The sequence below is a fragment of the Haloparvum sedimenti genome (assembly GCF_001462205.1).
GTDB lineage: Archaea > Halobacteriota > Halobacteria > Halobacteriales > Haloferacaceae > Haloparvum > Haloparvum sedimenti.
On sequence record NZ_LKIR01000121.1, the window covers coordinates 27,244 to 45,457 of the forward strand.

General features: G+C 69.7%; 24 protein-coding genes and 1 tRNA gene. 6 read left to right on the forward strand and 19 right to left on the reverse strand.

The window, feature by feature from the left end:
* Nucleotide 1: 1 nt before the first annotated feature.
* From AN233_RS07395 to AN233_RS07445, 12 genes are read right to left on the reverse strand one after another with little or no spacing between them, the layout of a single operon-like run.
* Nucleotides 2-400 carry a 50S ribosomal protein L14 gene (locus tag AN233_RS07395; protein WP_058366159.1) on the reverse strand — a complete coding sequence of 133 codons (399 nt, stop codon included), beginning with the start codon at nucleotides 398-400 and terminating at the stop codon, nucleotides 2-4.
* Nucleotides 400-741, reverse strand: coding sequence for a 30S ribosomal protein S17 (locus tag AN233_RS07400; RefSeq protein WP_058366160.1), 342 nt, complete (start codon nucleotides 739-741; stop codon nucleotides 400-402). The genes AN233_RS07395 and AN233_RS07400 overlap by 1 nt, the downstream gene beginning before the upstream one ends.
* Nucleotides 732-1,184: a ribonuclease P protein subunit gene (locus AN233_RS16410; RefSeq protein ID WP_080508402.1), complete on the reverse strand. Its 453-nt coding sequence runs from the start codon at nucleotides 1,182-1,184 to the stop codon at nucleotides 732-734. The genes AN233_RS07400 and AN233_RS16410 overlap by 10 nt, the downstream gene beginning before the upstream one ends.
* A 3-nt stretch (nucleotides 1,185-1,187) precedes the next feature.
* Nucleotides 1,188-1,400: a 50S ribosomal protein L29 gene (rpmC, locus tag AN233_RS07405; protein ID WP_058366161.1), complete on the reverse strand. Its 213-nt coding sequence runs from the start codon at nucleotides 1,398-1,400 to the stop codon at nucleotides 1,188-1,190.
* A gap of 3 nt (nucleotides 1,401-1,403) precedes the next feature.
* On the reverse strand, nucleotides 1,404-2,372 hold the full coding sequence (locus AN233_RS07410; RefSeq protein WP_058366162.1) for a 30S ribosomal protein S3: 969 nt from the start codon (nucleotides 2,370-2,372) through the stop codon (nucleotides 1,404-1,406).
* Nucleotides 2,372-2,830, reverse strand: a complete 459-nt coding sequence (locus tag AN233_RS07415) for a 50S ribosomal protein L22 (RefSeq protein WP_058366163.1) — start codon at nucleotides 2,828-2,830, stop codon at nucleotides 2,372-2,374. Before AN233_RS07415 ends, AN233_RS07410 begins: the two co-directional genes overlap by 1 nt.
* A 3-nt stretch (nucleotides 2,831-2,833) precedes the next feature.
* Nucleotides 2,834-3,259 carry a 30S ribosomal protein S19 gene (locus AN233_RS07420; RefSeq protein WP_058366164.1) on the reverse strand — a complete coding sequence of 142 codons (426 nt, stop codon included), beginning with the start codon at nucleotides 3,257-3,259 and terminating at the stop codon, nucleotides 2,834-2,836.
* Nucleotides 3,256-3,978: a 50S ribosomal protein L2 gene (locus AN233_RS07425; protein ID WP_058366165.1), complete on the reverse strand. Its 723-nt coding sequence runs from the start codon at nucleotides 3,976-3,978 to the stop codon at nucleotides 3,256-3,258. Before AN233_RS07425 ends, AN233_RS07420 begins: the two co-directional genes overlap by 4 nt.
* A gap of 1 nt (nucleotide 3,979) precedes the next feature.
* Nucleotides 3,980-4,234: a 50S ribosomal protein L23 gene (locus AN233_RS07430; RefSeq protein WP_058366166.1), complete on the reverse strand. Its 255-nt coding sequence runs from the start codon at nucleotides 4,232-4,234 to the stop codon at nucleotides 3,980-3,982.
* Entirely contained in the window at nucleotides 4,231-4,977 is a 747-nt protein-coding gene (gene rpl4p, locus AN233_RS07435; RefSeq protein ID WP_058366167.1) for a 50S ribosomal protein L4, read from the reverse strand. The genes AN233_RS07430 and rpl4p overlap by 4 nt, the downstream gene beginning before the upstream one ends.
* 3 nt (nucleotides 4,978-4,980) lie before the next feature.
* Nucleotides 4,981-5,997: a 50S ribosomal protein L3 gene (locus AN233_RS07440; RefSeq protein ID WP_058366168.1), complete on the reverse strand. Its 1,017-nt coding sequence runs from the start codon at nucleotides 5,995-5,997 to the stop codon at nucleotides 4,981-4,983.
* Between the two features lie 3 nt (nucleotides 5,998-6,000).
* Complete coding sequence (locus AN233_RS07445) at nucleotides 6,001-6,849, reverse strand: putative RNA uridine N3 methyltransferase (RefSeq protein ID WP_058366169.1); 849 nt, start codon at nucleotides 6,847-6,849, stop codon at nucleotides 6,001-6,003.
* Nucleotides 6,850-7,168: 319 nt separating this feature from the next.
* On the opposite strand from AN233_RS07445, the gene AN233_RS07450 reads away from it, so the two are divergent.
* Nucleotides 7,169-7,239: transfer RNA gene (locus AN233_RS07450), tRNA-Gly, on the forward strand.
* Between the two features lie 136 nt (nucleotides 7,240-7,375).
* Nucleotides 7,376-7,870, forward strand: coding sequence for a MaoC family dehydratase (locus AN233_RS07455; protein WP_058366170.1), 495 nt, complete (start codon nucleotides 7,376-7,378; stop codon nucleotides 7,868-7,870).
* A 273-nt stretch (nucleotides 7,871-8,143) separates the two neighbouring features.
* Here AN233_RS07455 and AN233_RS07460 read toward each other — a convergent pair whose 3' ends face one another.
* Both AN233_RS07460 and AN233_RS07465 read right to left on the reverse strand, forming a co-directional pair.
* Nucleotides 8,144-8,494, reverse strand: a complete 351-nt coding sequence (locus tag AN233_RS07460) for a hypothetical protein (RefSeq protein WP_058366171.1) — start codon at nucleotides 8,492-8,494, stop codon at nucleotides 8,144-8,146.
* Nucleotides 8,495-9,958, reverse strand: coding sequence for an NAD(P)/FAD-dependent oxidoreductase (locus AN233_RS07465; RefSeq protein WP_058366172.1), 1,464 nt, complete (start codon nucleotides 9,956-9,958; stop codon nucleotides 8,495-8,497).
* Between the two features lie 81 nt (nucleotides 9,959-10,039).
* Between AN233_RS07465 and AN233_RS07470 the strand changes: the two genes are divergently transcribed.
* Nucleotides 10,040-10,582, forward strand: a complete 543-nt coding sequence (locus tag AN233_RS07470) for a TspO/MBR family protein (RefSeq protein WP_058366173.1) — start codon at nucleotides 10,040-10,042, stop codon at nucleotides 10,580-10,582.
* Nucleotides 10,583-10,606: 24 nt separating this feature from the next.
* Here AN233_RS07470 and AN233_RS07475 read toward each other — a convergent pair whose 3' ends face one another.
* Nucleotides 10,607-10,927, reverse strand: a complete 321-nt coding sequence (locus tag AN233_RS07475; protein ID WP_058366174.1) for a DUF6360 family protein — start codon at nucleotides 10,925-10,927, stop codon at nucleotides 10,607-10,609.
* The gene (locus AN233_RS07480) at nucleotides 10,927-12,735 is read right to left on the reverse strand and encodes a nitrite/sulfite reductase (RefSeq protein WP_058366175.1); all 1,809 of its coding nucleotides are present in this window, start codon (nucleotides 12,733-12,735) and stop codon (nucleotides 10,927-10,929) included. The genes AN233_RS07475 and AN233_RS07480 overlap by 1 nt, the downstream gene beginning before the upstream one ends.
* A gap of 159 nt (nucleotides 12,736-12,894) precedes the next feature.
* Here AN233_RS07480 and AN233_RS07485 point away from each other — a divergent pair, with 159 nt between their 5' ends.
* Complete coding sequence (locus AN233_RS07485) at nucleotides 12,895-13,344, forward strand: hypothetical protein (RefSeq protein WP_058366176.1); 450 nt, start codon at nucleotides 12,895-12,897, stop codon at nucleotides 13,342-13,344.
* Between the two features lie 308 nt (nucleotides 13,345-13,652).
* On the opposite strand, the gene AN233_RS07490 is transcribed toward AN233_RS07485, so the two are convergent.
* On the reverse strand, nucleotides 13,653-13,946 hold the full coding sequence (locus tag AN233_RS07490) for a hypothetical protein (protein WP_058366177.1): 294 nt from the start codon (nucleotides 13,944-13,946) through the stop codon (nucleotides 13,653-13,655).
* A 172-nt stretch (nucleotides 13,947-14,118) separates the two neighbouring features.
* On the opposite strand from AN233_RS07490, the gene AN233_RS07495 reads away from it, so the two are divergent.
* Nucleotides 14,119-14,322: a hypothetical protein gene (locus AN233_RS07495; RefSeq protein ID WP_058366178.1), complete on the forward strand. Its 204-nt coding sequence runs from the start codon at nucleotides 14,119-14,121 to the stop codon at nucleotides 14,320-14,322.
* An 81-nt stretch (nucleotides 14,323-14,403) separates the two neighbouring features.
* Here AN233_RS07495 and pepF read toward each other — a convergent pair whose 3' ends face one another.
* Nucleotides 14,404-16,203 carry an oligoendopeptidase F gene (gene pepF, locus AN233_RS07500; RefSeq protein WP_058366179.1) on the reverse strand — a complete coding sequence of 600 codons (1,800 nt, stop codon included), beginning with the start codon at nucleotides 16,201-16,203 and terminating at the stop codon, nucleotides 14,404-14,406.
* 103 nt (nucleotides 16,204-16,306) lie between these two features.
* Nucleotides 16,307-17,830 carry a molybdopterin-dependent oxidoreductase gene (locus AN233_RS07505; RefSeq protein WP_058366180.1) on the reverse strand — a complete coding sequence of 508 codons (1,524 nt, stop codon included), beginning with the start codon at nucleotides 17,828-17,830 and terminating at the stop codon, nucleotides 16,307-16,309.
* Between the two features lie 108 nt (nucleotides 17,831-17,938).
* Here AN233_RS07505 and AN233_RS18385 point away from each other — a divergent pair, with 108 nt between their 5' ends.
* On the forward strand, nucleotides 17,939-18,157 hold the full coding sequence (locus tag AN233_RS18385) for an HVO_2523 family zinc finger protein (RefSeq protein ID WP_058366181.1): 219 nt from the start codon (nucleotides 17,939-17,941) through the stop codon (nucleotides 18,155-18,157).
* The last annotated feature ends 57 nt before the right edge of the window (nucleotides 18,158-18,214 follow it).

Sequence of the window (18,214 nt, forward strand, 5' to 3'; positions counted from 1 at the left end):
GTTAGACGATCATCGTCGCGGTCGAGGCGATGCTGCCGAAGCGCTCGGCGACCTCGCGAGCGATGGGGCCCTTGATCTCCGTGCCCCGCGGCTCCTCGAGGTCGTCGATGACGACGGCGGCGTTGTCCTCGAACTTCACGCGCGTGCCGTTCGGTCGGCGGATCGGCTTGCGCTGGCGGACGATAACCGCCTCCAGCACCTGCCGCCGCATCTCCGGAGTCCCCTTGGTGACCGAGACGGTCACCTTGTCGCCGATGCCCGCCTTCGGGTGGCGGTTCTTCGTACCGGAGTAGCCGTGGACGCTGATCACTCGCAGCTCACGGGCGCCGGTGTTGTCGGCGCACGTGATCAGCGAGCCGCGTTCGAGGCCCTGCGTGACGTCGGCCTTCAGCGCCTCCATCACTCGTCACCTCCGATCTGGACGACGACGTGGGACTTCGTCTTCGACAGCGGTCGCGTCTCCGCGATCTTCACTTCGTCACCGACTTCGACCGAGTCCAGCACGCCCGGTACGTGTGCCGGGATGCGGGAACGACGCTTCATGTACCGGTCGTACTTGGGTACGAAGACGTCGTATTCTCGCTCGACGATGACGGTCTTTGCCATATCCGTCGACACGACCGTGCCCTCTCGGACCTGGCCGCGGACGGACAGCTGCCCGTAAAACGGGCACTTCTCGTAGTCGTAATCCTCCGGGTTATCCGGTTCCGGAGGCGTGGGTACGTCAATTCCTATCGCCATGTAGAGACACCTCGTTCGGTGCGTTCGGCGGGTCGTGAGAGCAGTTGGTCGCCATCCACCGTAACGTAGACCACGTCTTTGCACTCGCCTAGGGAGCGGCTCGCCGACCCGGCGCCCGTTCGGGCTACCGAGGCGGACGGGCCAGACTGGCGAGGGCGTACCCCCGCAGTATCCGGCCCGAGTTGGGACGTGGACCCCGGCTCCTTACGAGAGCCGGCGGCTTCATCTGTGCGCGTCGTGACGGAATCTCCGAGCGCGAACTCGAACGTCGTGCCCGCCTTGGGCACGCGCTTGTCCCCCGTCGGCGTCCGCACGACGAGCGTGCGTTCGCTCTCACGCAGGACACGGCCGGCGACGCTGGAATAGGCGTCGCTGGCGGCGGCGGCCACCCGAACCGGGAGGCCGACGAGTTCGTGTCGCGTGAGCGTGTCGGGGGAGATCATTCGTTATTCGTCGTCGAAGTCGCCTTCTTCGCGCTGGATCGTCTTGATCCGCGCGATGGTGCGGTTCAGTTCGTTCATGCGGCCCGGACTCTCGGGCATCCCGCCGGCGGCCTGCTGGGCCTTCACGTTGAGCAGCTCGGTCTCGAGCTCCTCGAGCTCGGCCTCGCGCTCGGCGGCGGTCATGTCGCGAATTTCGTCAGTATAGAGGATGGCCATGTATTACTCCTCCGTTTCCTCGGTCTCGGCGTCGGCGTCCGCGTCGGACTCCTCGTCCTCGTCGGCCGCCTCCATCTCCTCGACCAGTTCGGCCGCCTCTTCCTCGACGTCCTCCTCGAGGTCCTCGAGCTCCTCGTCTTCCGGCGTGGTCTGCTCGATCTCCTCTTCGGGAGCGACGTCGGTCGCCTCGGGCGAGGTCTCCTGGGTCTCCTCGACGACTTCCTCGACGATCTCCTCGTCGATGACGTCCGTCGGGTCCTCCTCGGGCACCTCGACCTCCTCGTCGGCGCCCACGTCGGGCACCTCCTCGGGTTCCTCCTCGAGGAGGGACTCGACGCCCTCCTCCTCGATCTCCTGTTCGACCTCGGGCGCCTCGACGTCCTCGTTGATGTCGAAGTCGTCGGGCAGCTCCGCACCCGGCGGGATGATCTTCACCGTGACGCCGATGGTGCCGAGCTTCATGACGGCGACGCCCTGCCCCTCGTCGACGACGTCCTCCGCGGGCTCACCGTTGTGCTTGATGTAGCCGCGGTTGAACTTCTCGACGCGGGAGCGCGCCCCGGTCACCTTGCCGGAGAGGACGATCTCGGCGCCCAGCGCGCCGGACTCCATGATGCGGTCGATCGTGGTGTGACCGGCCTTGCGGAAGTACCAGCCGCGCTCTAAGGCGTTCGCGAGACGGTCCGCGACGATGCGTGCGTTGAGGTCCGGCTCGTCGACCTCCTGCACGTCGATCTGCGGGTCGTCCATGTCGAACCGCTCCTCGAGCTCGGTGGTGATCTTCCGGATGTTCTTCCCGCCCTTGCCGATGACCATGCCGGGCTTCTCGGCTTTGAGCTGGATCTGCGTGCCCATCGGCGTCTTGGCGATGTCCATACCGCCGTAGCCGGCGCGACCGAGTTCGTCAGCGAAGAACTCGTCGATCTGGGCGCGCTGAAGGCCGTTTTCGATGAACTGGTGTTCGTCTGCCATTAGTTGTCCTCCTCGATGATGAGCTCGACGTCACAGAGGGTCGTGTTCCACGGCGAGGCGCGGCCGAACGCCCGGGGCTTGCGGCCCGGTCGCTCGCCGACCTTGTGCGGCGCGACGTGCTTGATGACCATCGCGTCGCCGTCGAACCCCTGCTCGGTCGCGTTGTTCTTGACGTTGGTGAGCAGTTTGAGGAAGTCCTTGGAGGCCTTCTCGGGGTAGCGGCCCGCGTCCCAGCCGTCGATGTCGCCCTTGTGGCCGACACCGGTGTTGTGCTGTTTGAACGGGACGGACTGCTCCTCGTCGATGACGGACTGGAGGTACGTCTCGGCCTCCGCGACCGTCTTGCCCTTGAGCTGCCGGGCGATCGCCTTGCTGTGCTTCAGGCTGATGGGCCGCTCGCGGAGCATCCCCTTGGCGGTGGTCTCCGGGTCGGCCTCGACGCTGTAGTTGATTCCCATGGGTTACTTGAGGGGCACGAACTTCGAGGACCGGGTCGCGCCGATGCCGGCCTGCCCGTGGGAGACCGTGCTCCGCGTGAGGTGGAACTCGCCGAGATAGTGACCGATCATCTCGGGCTCGACTCGCACGCGCTCGAAGCTGTGGCCGTTGTAGACGGAGAACGTCAGTCCGACGAACTCCGGCAGGATCGGCATGTCGCGCAGGTGCGTCCGGATCGGGTCGTCCCCCGTCTCCTCCGGGTCGCGGCTGCGTGCCGTCTCCAGCAGCTTCTCCTTCTCGGGACCCAGTCCTCGGGTGATGCTTCGCCGCTGTCGCGCGGGGAGCAGTTCCACGACCTCGTCGAGGTCCATCTCCTGGAGCTCGTCGAGCGAGTGACCGCGGTAGGCGAACTCCTCGCCCTCGCGGCCGATGCGGTATTCGGAACTCATTTGTTGCTACCTCGTCCGGTTCGCTTGGATGCGATGTCGCCGACCTTCCGTCCCGGCGGGGCGTCCCGCGAGACCGACTTCGGCTTGCCGGGGTGCTGCCGGCCGCCGCCACCGAACGGGTGGTCGACGGCGTTCATGGCCACACCGCGGACGCGCGGGTACTTCGTGCCACGCGACTTCATTTTGTGATGCTTGTTGCCGGCCTTGACGAAGGGCTTCTCCGTCCGGCCGCCGCCCGCGACTACGCCGATGGTGGCGCGGCACTGCGGGTCGAGTCGCTTGACCTCGCCGCTGGGTAGCTGAACGACAGCCACCTTGCGGTCGTGGGTCATCAGCGTCGCCGAGACGCCCGAGGCGCGGGCGAACTTGCCGCCGTCGCCGCGGTTGCTCTCGACGTTACAGACCGGGACGCCCTCCGGGATCTCCGCCAGCGGCATCGTGTTGCCGGGCTTGATCTCCGCGGAGACGCCGATCTCGATCGTCTCGCCCACCGTCACGCCCTCGGGCGCGAGGATGAGCCGACGGTCGCCGTCATCGAACTCGACGTCCGCGAGCGGTGCCGAGCGCGCGGGGTCGTGTTCGATGTCGACGACTTCGCCGGTGATCGTGTCGGTGTCTTCCAGCGTCTTGTGCGACAGTTCCGCCTTGTAGCGGTGGGACGGGGCCCGGAACGTCGGGCCGCCGCGTCCACGCCGCTGTCCCTGAATCCTTCGTCCCATCTTAGAACACCCCGATGCGGGAAGCGATCTCGGTGGCGTCGTCGTCCTCGGAGAGGCCGACGGTCGCCTTCTTCGTTCCCTGCGGAGTTATCTGCGTGTTCACGTCGACGACCTCGACGTCGTAGCGCTCGGAGATGGCGTCGCGGATCTCCGGCTTCGTCGCGTCGATGTGGACGACGAACTGGAGCTTGTTGTCGAAGTCCATCTCGTCCATCGCCTTCTCGGTGACGATGGGGTGCTCGATGACGGTGCTCATCGCTCCGCCACCTCCTCGAGCGCGCTCTCGGTCCAGACGGTGAGTCGGCCCGGGTGCGTCCCGGGCGCGAGGTCCTCCGCGTTCACCTCGTCGGCCGTCGCCACGTCGGCGCCCGCGAGGTTGCGGGCGGCGCGGGACGGCTCCTCGCTGGTGACGAAGAGGATCGACTTGGGCTGGCTGTACTTGCGGCCGCGGAGCTTGCCCTGGCCGGCGCGGACGGAGCGCCCCTCCTCGGCGCGCTCGATGTCCGCGTAGACGCCGGCGCCTTCGAGGAAGGCGACGACCTCCTTGGTCTTCTCCAGGTCCTCGAACTCGTCGGAGACGACGAGCGGGAGCTCCGCGTCCTCGTCGAACGCGTGGCCGCGCTCGGCGACGACCTCGGCGTCCGCGGTGGCCGCGATGGCCGAGCGGACGGCGAGCTGACGCTCCTTCTTGTTGAGGTCCTTCGACTGGTCCTTCTCCGCCTTCGGCGGATGAGCGCGGCGGCCGGACACCGCGAACGGAACGCGGCGGGCCTGCCCGTTCTCGCGCGGGACGTGCGCCATCCCGCGGCCCGAACCCGGCGACTCCGCGGGCGTGCGGAGGCCGGCGAACTCGTCTGCGCCGTAGGCCTGCTTTCGGTTTGCCTGTGCGACGGTGACGGCCCGCCGGATCAGGTCCGGTCGGAACCCCGTCTCGAAGACGTCCGGCAGCTCGACGCTGCCCTCGTCCCCGCCGTCCAGATCGCGTACTGTTGCCTTCATAACTTATCCCTGGTTGGATGCGGTAGAGACGTACCGGACCTCGGGGTCGAGGCGCGGCTGGTCGTTCGGTCGGATAGCCGGGCGGAAGCGGAGAAGCCGCTTGTTCGGACCCGGCAGCGAGCCCTTGATGAGCGCGTAGGAACCGTCGACTTCGCCGTAGTTGACGAAGCCGCCGTCGACCGAGGCGTCGTCTCCCTCGCCGAAGTCGATCAGGCGCTTGTTGAGCTCGGTGCGCTGGTGGTAGCCGGTCTGGCCCTGCTGGGGGACCGTCGAGCGAACGCGCGACGGGTTCCACGGGCCGAGGTTACCGATCCGGCGCCGCCAGCCCTGACGGGCGTGCTTGCCCTTCCGCTTCTGGACGCCCCAGCGCTTGACGGGGCCCTGGGTGCCCTTCCCCTTCGTGATACCCGAGACGTCGGTGTACTGACCGGCGCGGAAGACGTCGCCGAACTCGTGGGCGCCGCCGTCCTCGACCAGGTCGAGCGCGAAGTCGACGCGCTCCTCGACGGAGCCGCCGCCGACGCGCGTCTCCATGACGTCGGGCTTCTTCTTGGGGACGTTCGCGAGGTCGGCCGGAGCGGTGTGGGTGATGACGCGGACGTCGTCGACCGCGCCCTCCTCCAGCAGCGTCCGGAGCTCCTCGGCGTCCTCCTCGAAGGTGTCTTCCGCCGGCAGGTCGAGCGTGCGGTCGAGCTCCTCGTGGAACTCGGTCGCCCAGACCTCGGTGACCGGCTTCTGTCCGTACGGCGTCTCCTCGTAGGCTCGGAGGGCGACCGCGTACATCGGCGGCGTCTCCACCACCGTCACGGGGACGGACTCCTCCATCCCCTCACGCGGCGAGTTGGCTTCGTCGTTGACCATCACGACGTGGGTCATCCCGGCCTTGTAACCGGCGAATCCCTGCAGCGCAGGGGAACCCTCGTCGTCGGGCCACGAGCGGATGCGAGGCACCTCGCTCGCCGCGCGAGTGCGCGGACCGAAACCCAGCGAGCCTTTTCGTGGTCGGCTTGGTTGTGGCATTGGTTACTCCGTGAGTCTGAGAGCGCCCAGTGACGCGAACATCGCTTCCTCCGTTCGCACCACCGCGCTCTCCTGTCGCGGGATCGTGTTGAGCCAGAGGTCGAACCCCGGATCGGGTTCGACTGGACCGCCGTTGGCGGCCCGGACGTCCTCGGGTGTAACCCCGAGGATCGCCGGAAGCCCTCGCCCCGGCGCGCCGAAGACGACGGCGGTGTCGTTCCTCGACGTGCGGGCGACGAGTTCGCCGAGCCGCGAGACGGAGAGCTCCTCCCCGTGTCGCGACGTGGCGACGGCGAACTCCTCGCGTGCGAGTGCGTCCGGCAGGTCCGCGCCCACGACCTGGAAACCGTCCTCCGGCTTCCCGGCGATGCGGGCGCGGACCGGTTCTCTCGAAGAGATCCTGATGGTAACGCGCTCCCCCTGCTCGACCTCCATATCGGAGGGGACGAGCAGCGAGATCGGGTGTTCCCCCAGCGGGGAATTGACCCGAACGCGGCCTTCAGATCCGACCTCGGTCACGAGTCCCTGTGTTAACGACTCGTCCCCGCCAGGGGCCGAGCCGGTCCGTGACTCGACGCGGAGCGGCGGCAGCACGCCCGCGTACTGCAGTTCGTCGCGCTGCCCCCAGAGCTCCTTCCGGAGGTCCGGGGGCGTCGCGGCGTACCGCAGCACGGTGCGGACGAATCCGCCACCCCATCGGCGCTCGCCTTCCCGATCAGGGAAGACGACGAGCCGGCTCGCCCCGAAGACCGCCGCCGCGCGGGCGACGTATCCGAGCTTGCGAGTTGCCTCGCGTTTGTCCTCGGCTTCGCGGACGAGCGAGGACGGCACACACAACGTGAGTCCGTCCATGGGTCGCCTCGTCACTAGACTGTATCCACAGTTTCCGATCCACCGGTAAAAGCGTAGCGGTCCGGATTTCGGGCTGTGGCGGGTTCACACGCCCCCTGAGCGGGGTTTTCACCGTGTGAACCCGTGACGATGGAAGAACGGGTTTCCATATCTGGCGGGTTTATATTGAGTCTTCGCGAGCGCGCACGCGAGGTCGCGTCCGACGGTCCGGTGCTGCGACGCCCCGGCCGCGATCACGAACCGTGCCACCGGACGCCGAGCGGCCCCCGGAACGGAACCCTTATGTTCGCGTCGGCGGTTAGCAATGAGTGCGAAGGGCGCACCGGTAGTGTAGTGGTATCACGCAACCTTGCCATGGTTGCAACCCGAGTTCAAATCTCGGCCGGTGCATTTCTCCAACGGCGCGAGGAGCTTCCCCAGAGCGGTTTGTCTCCTGAACGCCGCACGCCCGTCCCCGTCCGGCGAGCGACGCGCCGGTCGCGGCCGGGATCGCAACCGTCCTCACCGTCCTCACACAAGGGCGTACGTGACCCTCCACTTCGAGGACTTGGACACGGAGACCCGCTTCGACCTCGGCAAGGCCACGCTCACCGAGGCCGAGATCGTGGCGTTCGCGGAGCGCTTCGACCCGCACCCGTTCCACGTCGACCCCGACGTAGGCGAGGAGTCGCCGTTCGGCGGGCTGGTGGCGTCGGGCCTCCACACCTACTGCGTCTGCAACCGGCTCGCGACGGACGCCCTCTTCGGCGACCTGGCGTTCCTCGGCGGGATGGGCGTCGAGGAACTCCGCTGGCACCGACCGGTCCGACCGGGTGATACGCTCACGGGGACGACCGGCGTGGTCGACCTCCGCGCCTCCGAGTCCCACCCCGAGCGCGGCTACGCGGACCTGTACACCGAGGGCGTGAACGCCGACGGCGAGCGCGTCATCTCGTGGACCGCGCTCGGGATGGTGCGGCGCCGTGATGCGGGAGCGGAACTGGTCCGTGAGAACGCGGTCGGAACCGAACCCCACGAGTAATCCGGTGGCGGGCGAAATCGGGGCGGAACCGGGGCGGAACCTTCGTAACCGGAGGCACGCGCGGGTCATTCCCGCGACCGCACGGCACCGCAGCCACACGGCACCGCAGCCTCACGCCTCCCCAGCCTCGGCCGCGAGCGGGGCGCGGAAACCGCACAGCAATGCGCCCCGCTCGCGACCTCCCTCGCGCGTTTCTCGCGCGCCGACGGAACCGCACAGCGTTCCTCCGATCGCTTTTGAGCGCGACGGCGTGACCCCCGCCACGACAGCCGACTACGGGGGGTCGCCGTCCTCGGACTCCACGGGGCGCTCCGGATCCAGGCGGATCGTCGCGTCGGTCTCGATCCGGACGGCGGCGTCGACCTCGCAGAGTGCGTCGATCCCCGTCTCCGGGACGCGGACGAGCCAGGCGTCGAACCCGAGGTCGCGGACGACCGCGCCGTCAGCCGCGGCGACGGCCTCTCGGAGCGGTGCCGGCGCGGCCGCGTCGCCGTCCGAATCGGTCGCGGTATCCCCGGCCGCGCCGGTCTCGACCGCGTTCGGGTCGACCTCCACCACGAGGCCGACTTCCTCGTCCGGTTTCGGGTCGCGCCTGATGCTCCGGACGGCGTGCGAGAGGTACATCTACTCCCCCGCGTCGGCTTCGACGGTCGAGTCGGTCGGCGCACCTGCCGCTCGCTCCGCGACGCGGTCGGCCGCCTCGAACCCCGCGAGGATACCGCCGTTGAGCGAGCGTTCGGGGTACTGCGCCCGGCTCGCCATCCCCGCGTAGTAGACGCCGGGCGCGACCGCGTCCGCGAGGTCGTAGGGGATCACCTTCTCCAGGTAGCCGCGTTCGTAGACGGGCGCCGCCCGCGGGTTCCGCGCGACGCGGAACTCCCGCACGTCCTCATCGGGGTCGAACGCGGGGAACAGGTCCGCGATGCCGTCGAGCCAGCGCTCCCGGAGCGCCTCGTCGTCGTCCTGCCAGTTCGCCTCCTCGCGCGACTGCACGTAGCTCGCGACGTACAGCAGGTGGTCGCCGCCGTACCGCTCCGGCGGGACGAAGTTCGTGTGCTCGATCAGCGCGCCGAACGGCGCCTCGTCCGCGACGTTGAGCCAGTAGGTGTCCGTCAAGGGCTCCTCGAGGGTCACCGTCGCACAGACCGCACCCTGGAAGTCGATGTCGCACGCGTAGCCGGTGAGCGCTTCGAGGACGTTCGGCATCGCCGCGACGACGACGCCGTCGACCTCCCTGACCTCCTCGCTCTCGCCCGTCTCGACCGTGACGGTCTCGACCGGGCCGCGGAGGTCCTCGTCGGAGGCAGTCGCGTCCGTGTCCGCGCCCTCGCCCGCGACCGCGCCCTCGTCCGCCACCGCCGCGCTCCCGGCCCCCGCGACCCGCGGGTCCGCGAAGCCGACGTTCGTCACGCGGGCGCCCGTGGTGACGTTCTCGCGGCCGACCGCGTCGACGAGCGCGTCGAGCAGGACGCCGAAGGAGCCGTCGAGGTAGCCGAGCACCTCGCCGCGCAGGAGGTCGCGCTCGCCGCGGAACTTGATCCGCCCGAGCAGCCACGCCGCGGAGACGTCCCCCTTTCTGTCGCCGAACTTGGCGTCGAGCAGGGGCTCGAAGAAGTGGTCGTAGACGCCGCGAGTCGTGTGCTCGATCAGGAACTCGTCGACCGGCACGTCCTCGAAGTCGGTCAGGTCCTCGTAGGTGCCGAACGACGGGATCCCGCCGCGCACGTCGACCTCCTGCGTCAGGAGCGCCAGCCGGAACTTGTCGTAGAGGCTCATGTGCGGGTACGCGAGGATCTCCCACGGCTTGTCCAGCGGGTGGACCACGCCGTCGACGTAGTAGGCGTTCTCGCCGATCCGCCACTCGATCCGGTCGCCGACCCCCAGCTCCTCGGCCAGCTTGACGATGGTCTCCTCTGACTTCGATAGGTGGTGATAGAACTTCTCGATCGGCTGTCCGGCGGTCTCGTGGAGCGCCGCGAGCCCGCCCACCTCGTCGGACGCCTCGAACACCTGCACCTCGTGGCCGCGTTCCTGAAGCCGGTAGGCGGCCGCGAGGCCGGCGATCCCGCCGCCGACGACTGCGTACATGCCTCACACTCCGCGTGACCGGCGTAAGTGCGTTGTGGAACCCGGAGGGATCGTTATGAGGCTCGCCGCCGTATTCATGGCATGACTCCCCACTGGACCCGCCGCGACACCGTCGCCGCCGCCGGCGCCGCGGTCGCCTGCAACCTCCTCGGCGCGCTCGGCGTTCCCTTCACGACGCCCGACGCTGCCTGGTTCCGCGCGCTCGAGCTCCCCGCGTTCTACCCGCCGAACTGGGCTTTCGGCGTCGTCTGGCCGATCCTGTACGCGCTGATCGGGATCGCCGCCTACCTCGTCTACCGCGAGGGCCGGGCGCGGGACGCGGCCGCGGTCGGAATGGGGGGCCAGAAGAAGGGCGGACTCCTCCCGACCGACCCCACCGCCCGCCTCGCGCTCGGACTGTTCGCGGTCCAGCTTGCCGTCAACGTCGCCTGGTCCCCGGTGTTCTGGGGACTCCAGCGCGTCGACCTCGGGCTCGCGGTGCTGGTCCTCCTGATCGGACTCGTCGGCGCCACGGTCGCGGCGTTCGCGCGCGTCGACCGCCGCGCCGCCGCCCTGCTGGTCCCCTACCTCGCGTGGGTCTGCTTCGCGACCGTGCTGAACGCCGCGATCCTGTTCGGGAACTAAGGCTGCGCGGCTCGGTCGCCGGCCTCAGTCCGCGTTCACGTCGCCCGTGGTCGGGTCCCGGGACGCCGCCGCCACGCGGTCGGCGTGGCTCCGCAGGTCCTCGGCGACCGCCCGGGCCTGCTCGGGCGTCAGCCGGAGCACGTCCGCGTGTGGGTGAAGACCCTCGACGCCGGCGAGGTCGGTCCCGTCGAGTTCGACGCGCAACTCGACGTGGTCCGGCTCTCGGCGGGCCGCGGTCGCATCGAGGACGCCGAGCGCCTCGGCGGACCAGTCCGCGCCGACCGCCTCGCCCTCGACCAGGTCGAGCGTCGTGTGTCCGGTGACGCGAGAGATCCGGCCGGGCATCAGTCGTCGCTCCGGAGCGGCGTGTCGTCCGGCGCGGTCGGCGCGGGGCTGTCCTCGAGCGCGTCCTCCTCCGCGTAGGGGTACCAGGTCCGTTTGGTGTTGTGCATGAACGGGTCCTCGTAGGAGGTCTCCGCGGGTTCGATCAGGTCGGCGAGCGCCTCGTCGTCGCGGGCGGCGACGAACTCGCGGAACGACTCCGTGCCCTCGCGACGCTCCGCGTACGCCTCGATCAGGCTCGCGATGGCGCCCGGGACCTCATCGACGGGGACGCGCTGGACGACCCATCGCGCGAACGTGGGGTCCTCCCCCAGTCCGCCGCCGAGTCCGATATCGAGCGCCTCCACCGGCTCGCCGTCCTTCCGGGTCTTCATGCCCCGCAGCGCCACGTCCGCGATCTGCGGCTGCGCGCAGGAGGCGGTGCAACCGGAGAGGTGGACGTGGAAGTCCTCCACGTCGTCGGGGAGGTCGACGTTCGCGCGGAGCCAGCGCGCGAACCGGACCTGTCGGTTCTTCGTCTCCACGATGGACAGCGAGCAGAACTCCGTCCCCGTACACGCGATGGAACCGCGCTGGAAGGGGTGCGGGTCCGGGCTGTAGCGGTCGAGCACCGGCTCGTCGCGCAGGTCGGGGACCGCGTCGTCGGGCACGTCGGTGAGGATCACGTTCTGACGCTGCGTGAGCCGAACCTCACCGGAGCCGTGCGTCTCCGCGGCGTCCGCGAGCGCGAGCGCGTCGTCGACGCCGATGCGCCCGACGAGCACGTTGAGTCCGACGTAGTTGTCGCCGTTCGCCTGCGCGTGGACGCCGACGTGGTCGGCGTGGCCGCGGTCGGGTTCCGCACGCCCGCGGTCGCCGGCCCCCGCCCCGCCCGCGTTGTACGAGTAGGTCTCCCGGAGGTCCCGCCCCGCGGGCGCGAGGTCGCCGTCGACGTACTCCTCGACGAGCACGCGGCGGAACTTCTCGATCCCCCACTCGTCGACGAGGAACTTCACGCGGGCGTTGTAGCGGTCCTCGCGGTCGCCGCGGTCGCGGAACAGCGCGCTGACCGCGCCCGCCACGTCGACCGCCTCCTCGGGAGTGACGAAGACGTCGAGGTCCTTCGCGATCCGGGGCTCGTTGCGCGCCAGGCCCCCGCCGACGCGGACGTTGTACCCGCGGACGGTCTCCCCGTCGCGCTCCGCCTCCGCGGGCTCGAACGCGAGGTCGTTGATGTCGCCCTGGCCGCAGCCCTCGTGACAGCCGGTCACGCTCACCTTCCACTTGCGCGGGAGGTTCGCGTGCGCGTCATCGCCCTTGAACCGGTCGTGGAGGTCGTCCGCCAGCCCGCGGGCGTCGACGAACTCCGCCTCGTCCTTGCCCGCGACCGGACAGCCGACGATGTTGCGCCAGGAGTCGCCACAGGCCTGCTGCGTGGAGAGACCCGCCTCTTCGAGCCGGTCGAAGATCTCGGGCACGTCCTCGAGGTTGATCCAGTGGAGCTGGATCGCCTGCCGGGTGGTCACGTCGAGGTAGCCGTTCCCGAACTCGGGGTTCTCGACGGGACCGGTCGCGAAATCGCGAGCGATCTCCGCGACCGCGCGGAACTGCCCCGGCTTCAGCACGCCGCCCGGCGGCCCGATCCGCATCATGAAGTACGACTCCTGGCCGGAGCGCTGGTGGTACAGGCCGTACCACTTGAAGCGCTCGAACCACGCGTCGCGCTCGTCGTCGGGGATCGAGTCGAACCCCGCCTTGGCGAAGCGCTCGATGTGCTCGCGGATCTCCTCGCCGTACACGTCCTCCTTCCATCGCTCGACGTCGGTCGGCATGGATCCTCGGTGTGCCCGTCGGGGGAAAAGGGGGGACCGCCGCGTCAACCATTCGCGCGACCGCGGACGGGACGCGAGGGGATCACCGTCGCGAGATGGCGGAGAATTTTGCTCATTCAGCGGAGAAAGCACTTATGACGTCCCGCGCTTCCGCCGCGTATGCCCTCCGATCACCCCCGGCGTCGCCTCCTCGCGGCGGTCGGCGCTGTCGCGGTCGGTTCCGCGGGCTGTCTCGGGGCGCCCCCCGCCTCCGACGGGACGGAATCGCCGACAGCGACGCGCACGGAGACGCCCACTCCCACCCCCACTCCGAACCCGCCCGTCGGCGACGAGGAGGCGACCGAGCGCGCCCTCGCCGCGGAGGAGGCGTACCTGCAGGACCGCCTGTCCGCGGCCGACTGTCTGGAGAACTGGGGAACGACCCCGACGACCGCGAGCAGGGAGGCGGCGGTCGTCGCCCATACCGACGAGCACGTCCGCGTGGAGCTCCAGCACCCCTACTGGTACTCCACGGCCAGCGCGGAGGCCGACAGCGCGAGCGAAGCCGTTTACGAGGTCACCGCCGACGACGAGCGTCGCGTCGAGGGGGACGAGATCCAGCCCTGTTAGCCGTCGCCATACGGGACCGAGATCGCACACCAGGGTAGGGGATCGACAGTCCGAGAACCCCCACCCGGAGCGAGCACGCTGCACTCACGGCGGGAGTCGCGCCCGATCCGTGAAAAGCGTCCGGACGAACGCGGTGCTGTGGCGGTGCTGCGGTGCTGCGGTGCTGCGGTGCTGCGGTGCTGCTGCGGTGCGGTGGATGGGGCTTTCCGGGTGGTGCTGTCCAGCACAGCAGTATCGACAGCAGTCACAAAAACACCACTCCGGGACGGGGACCCGACAAAAACTCCGCGCGATGCCGAGTATCGCCATCACTCAACACGTTCCGGCTGCTCCGCGACGGCGAACCCGTCCGCACCGACGCGACCCACGCGCACCCACCCGACGCGGCCGGAGGCACCGCAGTCCAGACACCGTCCCACGGTCCGCGCTTCCACGGCGCTGTCTTCGCGGCGAGCCTTCTCAAACGCCTCCACGAGCACGTCGGAGCGGTCACAGTCACAGCAGGCGGCGTCGAGCCGCCAGACGTCCGCGACGCCGACCGCGCGGTCGCCGCCGACCGAGATCCACGCGCCGTCGTCGAAGACGCGGACGGAGGTGTCCATACTCGCCCGTCACACCGCGGACGCCTCATCCCGGCGACGGTCGCAACCGTTGCCGGCGTGTCGGACGGACCGACAGTCACGGAAACGCACAATTCTCGACGCTATCGGCGAGCAGCGTCCGAGTTTGTCGCCGCCGGCCGCCTTCTTAGGGATCCCGGCGGTAGGACGGTGCATGACCGACGAGGGACGCGACGTGCGCGAACACGCCTCCGCCGACGTGGCGCCGGAGCTGTACGCGACCGACGGCGGGGCCGCCGGCGACGCGGACGCCGCCCGCGAGGAGAACGCTGGCGATGACGATCATCTGGACGACCTCCCGGAGGGCGCCGGTTGCACGGAGATCTGGGAGCACCTCTCGGAGCGCCGCGAAGAGTAGCGGCCACTGAACGGCGCGCAGAAGCGACCGCCGGAACGATACGCGGAGGGGCGGTGCGTGGAGGGCGGTGCGCGCGAGCGTCTACTCCAGGTCCAGCAGCCCCGCGATCTCGTCGAGGTAGTCGCGGTAGACGCCGATCGCGGACTCGACCGGCTCGGGCTGGGCCATGTCGATGCCGGACTCGCGGACGACCTCGAGGGGGTAGTCGGAGCCGCCGGCCTTCAGCATCGCGCGGTAGTCCGCGGCCGCCTCGTCACCCTCATCCAGGATGCGGTCGACGATGGCCGCCGCGGCCGCGATGCCCGTCGAGTACTGGTAGACGTAGAAGTTGTAGTAGAAGTGGGGGATGCGCTCCCACTCGCGCTCGATGCCGCCGGTGAGTTCGACGGGGGCGTAGTAGCGCCCCTTCAGGTCGCCGTAGATCTCGTCGAAGGCGTCGGGCGTGAGCGCGCCGTCGTTCTCGACGACCTCGTGGATCTCCTGTTCGAACGCTGCGAACATGGTCTGGCGGAACAGCGTCGAGCGGAAGCGTTCGAGGTACTCGTCGAGGACGTGGGTGCGGAGCTCGTCGTCCTCGAGGGTCTCCAGCAGGTGCTGGGTCAGCAGCGTCTCGTTGACGGTGGAGGCGATCTCCGCGACGAAGATGTCGTAGCTGGCGTCGTGCCACGGCTGCGCGTCGCCCGCCAGCTCGGAGTGCATCGAGTGGCCGAGCTCGTGCGCGAGCGTGAACATCGACGCGATGTCGTCCTGGTAGTTCATCAGGATGAACGGCTGCGTGTCGTAGGTTCCCGAGGAGAAGGCGCCGGAGCGCTTGCCGCGGTTCTCGAAGACGTCGACCCACCGGCTGTCGAGGCCCTCGCGCATGCGCTCCTGGTACGCCTCGCCGAGGGGTGCGACCGCCTCGACGATCCACTCGCGGGCCTGCTCGTACTCCACGTCCGGCCCCTCCTCGCCGGTGAGAGACATGTAGAGGTCGTGGCTCTCCAGCCCGTCGACGCCGAGCGCCCGCTCCTTCAGCTCCGCGTGGCGGTGGAGCGCGTCGAGGTTGTCGTCGACGGTGTCGACGAGGGTGTCGTACACGTCCGTGGGGACGTTGGTGCCGTCGAGGGCGGCCTCACGGGCGGTCTCGTAGCCGCGGATCTCCGCGTTCGTGACGTGGCTCCGGACCGCCTTCTCAAGCGAGGTGCCGACCGTGTTGCGCACGCCGGCCCACTCCTCGTAGAACGTCTCGTGGACGCGCTTCCGGAACTCGCGGTCCGGCTTCGTCTGGAGCTTCGTGAAGTTCGCCTGCGTGATCTCCACCTCCTCGCCGTCGGGGTCCTCGACGACGCCGTACGTGAGGTCCGCGTTCGTCAGCATGGAGTAGATCTCCGAGGGCGCGTCGGTCACCTCCGAGAGGTCCGCGAGCACCTCCTCGACCTCCGCGGAGCGCGTGTGCGGCTTCATCCGGAGCACGTCGTCGAAGTAGTGCTCGTAGGTCTCCAGTTCCGGCTCCGCGTCGATCATCGCCTCGACCTCCTCGCGGGAGAGCGACTGGAGCTCCGGCTCGACGAAGGAGGTGGCGCTCGACGCCTCGGAGCTCAGCGACGACCCCTTGGCGGACATCGCCTGATACTCCTGATTCCGGGTGTCCTCCGAGCTACGGAGCCGGGCGTACGTCGTCACCTGCGCGACCTCGCGCAGGATCTCCTCGCGGAGCTCGAGGAACTCCAGCAGCGTCGCCGCGTCCTCGGTCACGCGCCCCTCGTAGGCCCGCAGCTCCTCGACGCGCTCCGAGACCGCCTCGTAGGCCGCCTCCCACGCCTCGTCGCTCTCGTAGATGCTCTCCAGATCCCACTGGTACGCCGCGTCGATCTCCGATCGTTCGGGGACACCACTCATGATTCGCGCGACGGTGTGGGTCGGTGTAAACCTTGCCAAACCGTGAGCCGGCAAGGCTCGTAGGGGTCTTCGGCCGCCTCAGGGACGTGGGTCACTCGCCGCCTCAGGGCTCCACGGTTCGCCGCACCCAGCCGGTCGCTCCGGAGGGGAACGCGTCGGACTCCTCGGCGGGCTGGACGGTGCCGTCCGGCTCGACCGCCCGCGCGACGACCTCGTGTGGCTCGTCGGCCTCGTACTCGTGACGCCACATCCGCCACGCGTCGGCCGCGACCCCCTCGACCCGTGCCTCGCCGTCCGCCGGGGCCGCCCCCGGGAGCCGGTCCGAGAGCGTCGCGTCGGTCCACGTCTCGCCGCCGTCGGTCGACACCTCGACGCGGTCGACGCCGCGGGTCCCCGCGTAGGCGTGCCCGCCGACGAGGACCGTCCCGTCCCCGCGCGGCTCGACCGCGTGGATCTTCGCGACCGTCTCGACCGGTCCGGTGCCGTGCCAGCCGCGCTCCTCCCAGTAACCGGTGACCTCCTCGTCGCGGACCTCGATCCCCGTCACCCACTTGACGTTGATCTCGCCCCAGTGGCCCGGTATCAGGAGTCGCACGGGGTGGCCGTGCCCGCGGGGCAGCAGCTCGCCGTTCATCCGCCACGCGAGGAAGCCGCGCTCCAGCGCAGCCCGCGGGAACCCCTGGTAGTAGCCATCGTGGGCCTCGATCCGGACGCAACACTCCGCGGGGGCCTCGGCCTCCGCCAGCAGGTCCGCGACCGGGACCCCCGTCCACAGCGCGGTGTCCATCGTCCGCCCGTTCAGCTCGTCGCTGACGCAGCGTAGAGTGACGAACCGGTGCTCTCCCTCGCGGTCGGTGAGGTCGTCGTAGTCGACCGCGAACTCGGTCGGCCCGCCGGAGACGGTCAGCTCCCACGCCTCCCGGTCGACGACCGGCGTCGACGTGTTAATGTCGACCTGATAGAAACCGTCGGAGACGAGCGGGTCGATGCCCGGAACGCCGAGCGAGCGCTCGTCGGCGGCCTCCAGCAGTGCGAGGACCCCTTCGTCCTCGACCGTCTCGTCCGGCAGGTCCGCGGCCCGCGGAGCGACCAGCCAGCCGATCCCCGCTGCGGCTCCCGCCGCACCGACCGCCCGCAGGACGGCGCGGCGGTCGGGCACCGTACGAGCGTCCGGGTCCGTCACCGCCCGCCCGGCGACCGCGAGCGTGACGCCGCCCGCCGCCCCCGCGGCCAGCGCCGCGAGGGGACGGACCGTGAGCGCGAAGGCGGCAACGGTCTGGACGAGAAACGCACCGAAGAGGGCGTCCGCTCGACTCCGGTTCAGCTGTCCGGCGAGGCGTACGACGCCGGCCACGAGCGCCGCGAACAGCGCCACCGTCCCGACTGCGGCCGCGACCGCGAGCAGGGGGCGCCCGTACTCGCCGAGCGTCAGGATCCCCCACGTCACCAGCGCGTCCGGAAGCAGGTACAGAAGCGTCGATGCGACCGCCGTCACGAGAAACGCCGGACCGTCGCCCGCGACGACGAACGATCCCGCGACGGCCGCCGCTCCGGAGGCGCCGAATGCGAGCGCGAGCACCGCGGCACGGCGGGCGAGCGACTCCGCGGGCGCGGAGAGTCGGTCCATAACCGACGTTAGAGACGGAGCGTGTTAAGAACCCGCACGGATCCCGGATCGGCGCCGGACGTGGTCGCCACGCCGGGAGTTAAGAGCCGGCGGCCCGAACGGTCGGGCATGGCGAGCGATCCGACGGATTCAACGGCCGACTCGGCGGCGGATGGCGCGGCCGCATCCGATTCGGCGGCGGGCGATGCGGCGGCCGACGCCTGCGCCGTCGAGACGCCGCGCGGCCGTCCCTGCCCGGTCTGTGGCGCGTCGATGCGGCACCGCCACTGCAAGTACGTCTGTCCGGAACACGGCGTCGTCTACGACTGCAGCGACACCTTCTACTGACCCGCGAACGTTTCGAACTCCCGAGTCGTTCGGCGGTGGTCCGCGCTCCCGACCGGT

Excerpts from the sequence above, each read along its gene's own strand:
- AN233_RS07415 (WP_058366163.1), bottom strand. The coding sequence starts at position 2,830 with ATGGGAATCAACTACAGCGTCGAGGCCGACCCGGAGACCACCGCCAAG.
- AN233_RS07470 (WP_058366173.1), top strand. The coding sequence starts at position 10,040 with ATGACTCCCCACTGGACCCGCCGCGACACCGTCGCCGCCGCCGGCGCC.
- AN233_RS07475 (WP_058366174.1), bottom strand. The coding sequence starts at position 10,927 with ATGCCCGGCCGGATCTCTCGCGTCACCGGACACACGACGCTCGACCTG.
- AN233_RS07425 (WP_058366165.1), bottom strand. The coding sequence starts at position 3,978 with ATGGGACGAAGGATTCAGGGACAGCGGCGTGGACGCGGCGGCCCGACG.
- AN233_RS07460 (WP_058366171.1), bottom strand. The coding sequence starts at position 8,494 with ATGTACCTCTCGCACGCCGTCCGGAGCATCAGGCGCGACCCGAAACCG.
- AN233_RS07505 (WP_058366180.1), bottom strand. The coding sequence starts at position 17,830 with ATGGACCGACTCTCCGCGCCCGCGGAGTCGCTCGCCCGCCGTGCCGCG.
- AN233_RS16410 (WP_080508402.1), bottom strand. The coding sequence starts at position 1,184 with ATGATCTCCCCCGACACGCTCACGCGACACGAACTCGTCGGCCTCCCG.
- AN233_RS07400 (WP_058366160.1), bottom strand. The coding sequence starts at position 741 with ATGGCGATAGGAATTGACGTACCCACGCCTCCGGAACCGGATAACCCG.
- AN233_RS07480 (WP_058366175.1), bottom strand. The coding sequence starts at position 12,735 with ATGCCGACCGACGTCGAGCGATGGAAGGAGGACGTGTACGGCGAGGAG.
- AN233_RS07495 (WP_058366178.1), top strand. The coding sequence starts at position 14,119 with ATGACCGACGAGGGACGCGACGTGCGCGAACACGCCTCCGCCGACGTG.
- AN233_RS07410 (WP_058366162.1), bottom strand. The coding sequence starts at position 2,372 with ATGGCAGACGAACACCAGTTCATCGAAAACGGCCTTCAGCGCGCCCAG.
- AN233_RS07485 (WP_058366176.1), top strand. The coding sequence starts at position 12,895 with ATGCCCTCCGATCACCCCCGGCGTCGCCTCCTCGCGGCGGTCGGCGCT.
- AN233_RS07420 (WP_058366164.1), bottom strand. The coding sequence starts at position 3,259 with ATGAGTTCCGAATACCGCATCGGCCGCGAGGGCGAGGAGTTCGCCTAC.
- rpl4p (WP_058366167.1), bottom strand. The coding sequence starts at position 4,977 with ATGAAGGCAACAGTACGCGATCTGGACGGCGGGGACGAGGGCAGCGTC.
- AN233_RS07490 (WP_058366177.1), bottom strand. The coding sequence starts at position 13,946 with ATGGACACCTCCGTCCGCGTCTTCGACGACGGCGCGTGGATCTCGGTC.
- AN233_RS07465 (WP_058366172.1), bottom strand. The coding sequence starts at position 9,958 with ATGTACGCAGTCGTCGGCGGCGGGATCGCCGGCCTCGCGGCCGCCTAC.
- pepF (WP_058366179.1), bottom strand. The coding sequence starts at position 16,203 with ATGAGTGGTGTCCCCGAACGATCGGAGATCGACGCGGCGTACCAGTGG.
- AN233_RS07430 (WP_058366166.1), bottom strand. The coding sequence starts at position 4,234 with ATGAGCACCGTCATCGAGCACCCCATCGTCACCGAGAAGGCGATGGAC.
- rpmC (WP_058366161.1), bottom strand. The coding sequence starts at position 1,400 with ATGGCCATCCTCTATACTGACGAAATTCGCGACATGACCGCCGCCGAG.
- AN233_RS07395 (WP_058366159.1), bottom strand. The coding sequence starts at position 400 with ATGGAGGCGCTGAAGGCCGACGTCACGCAGGGCCTCGAACGCGGCTCG.
- AN233_RS07445 (WP_058366169.1), bottom strand. The coding sequence starts at position 6,849 with ATGGACGGACTCACGTTGTGTGTGCCGTCCTCGCTCGTCCGCGAAGCC.
- AN233_RS07440 (WP_058366168.1), bottom strand. The coding sequence starts at position 5,997 with ATGCCACAACCAAGCCGACCACGAAAAGGCTCGCTGGGTTTCGGTCCG.
- AN233_RS18385 (WP_058366181.1), top strand. The coding sequence starts at position 17,939 with ATGGCGAGCGATCCGACGGATTCAACGGCCGACTCGGCGGCGGATGGC.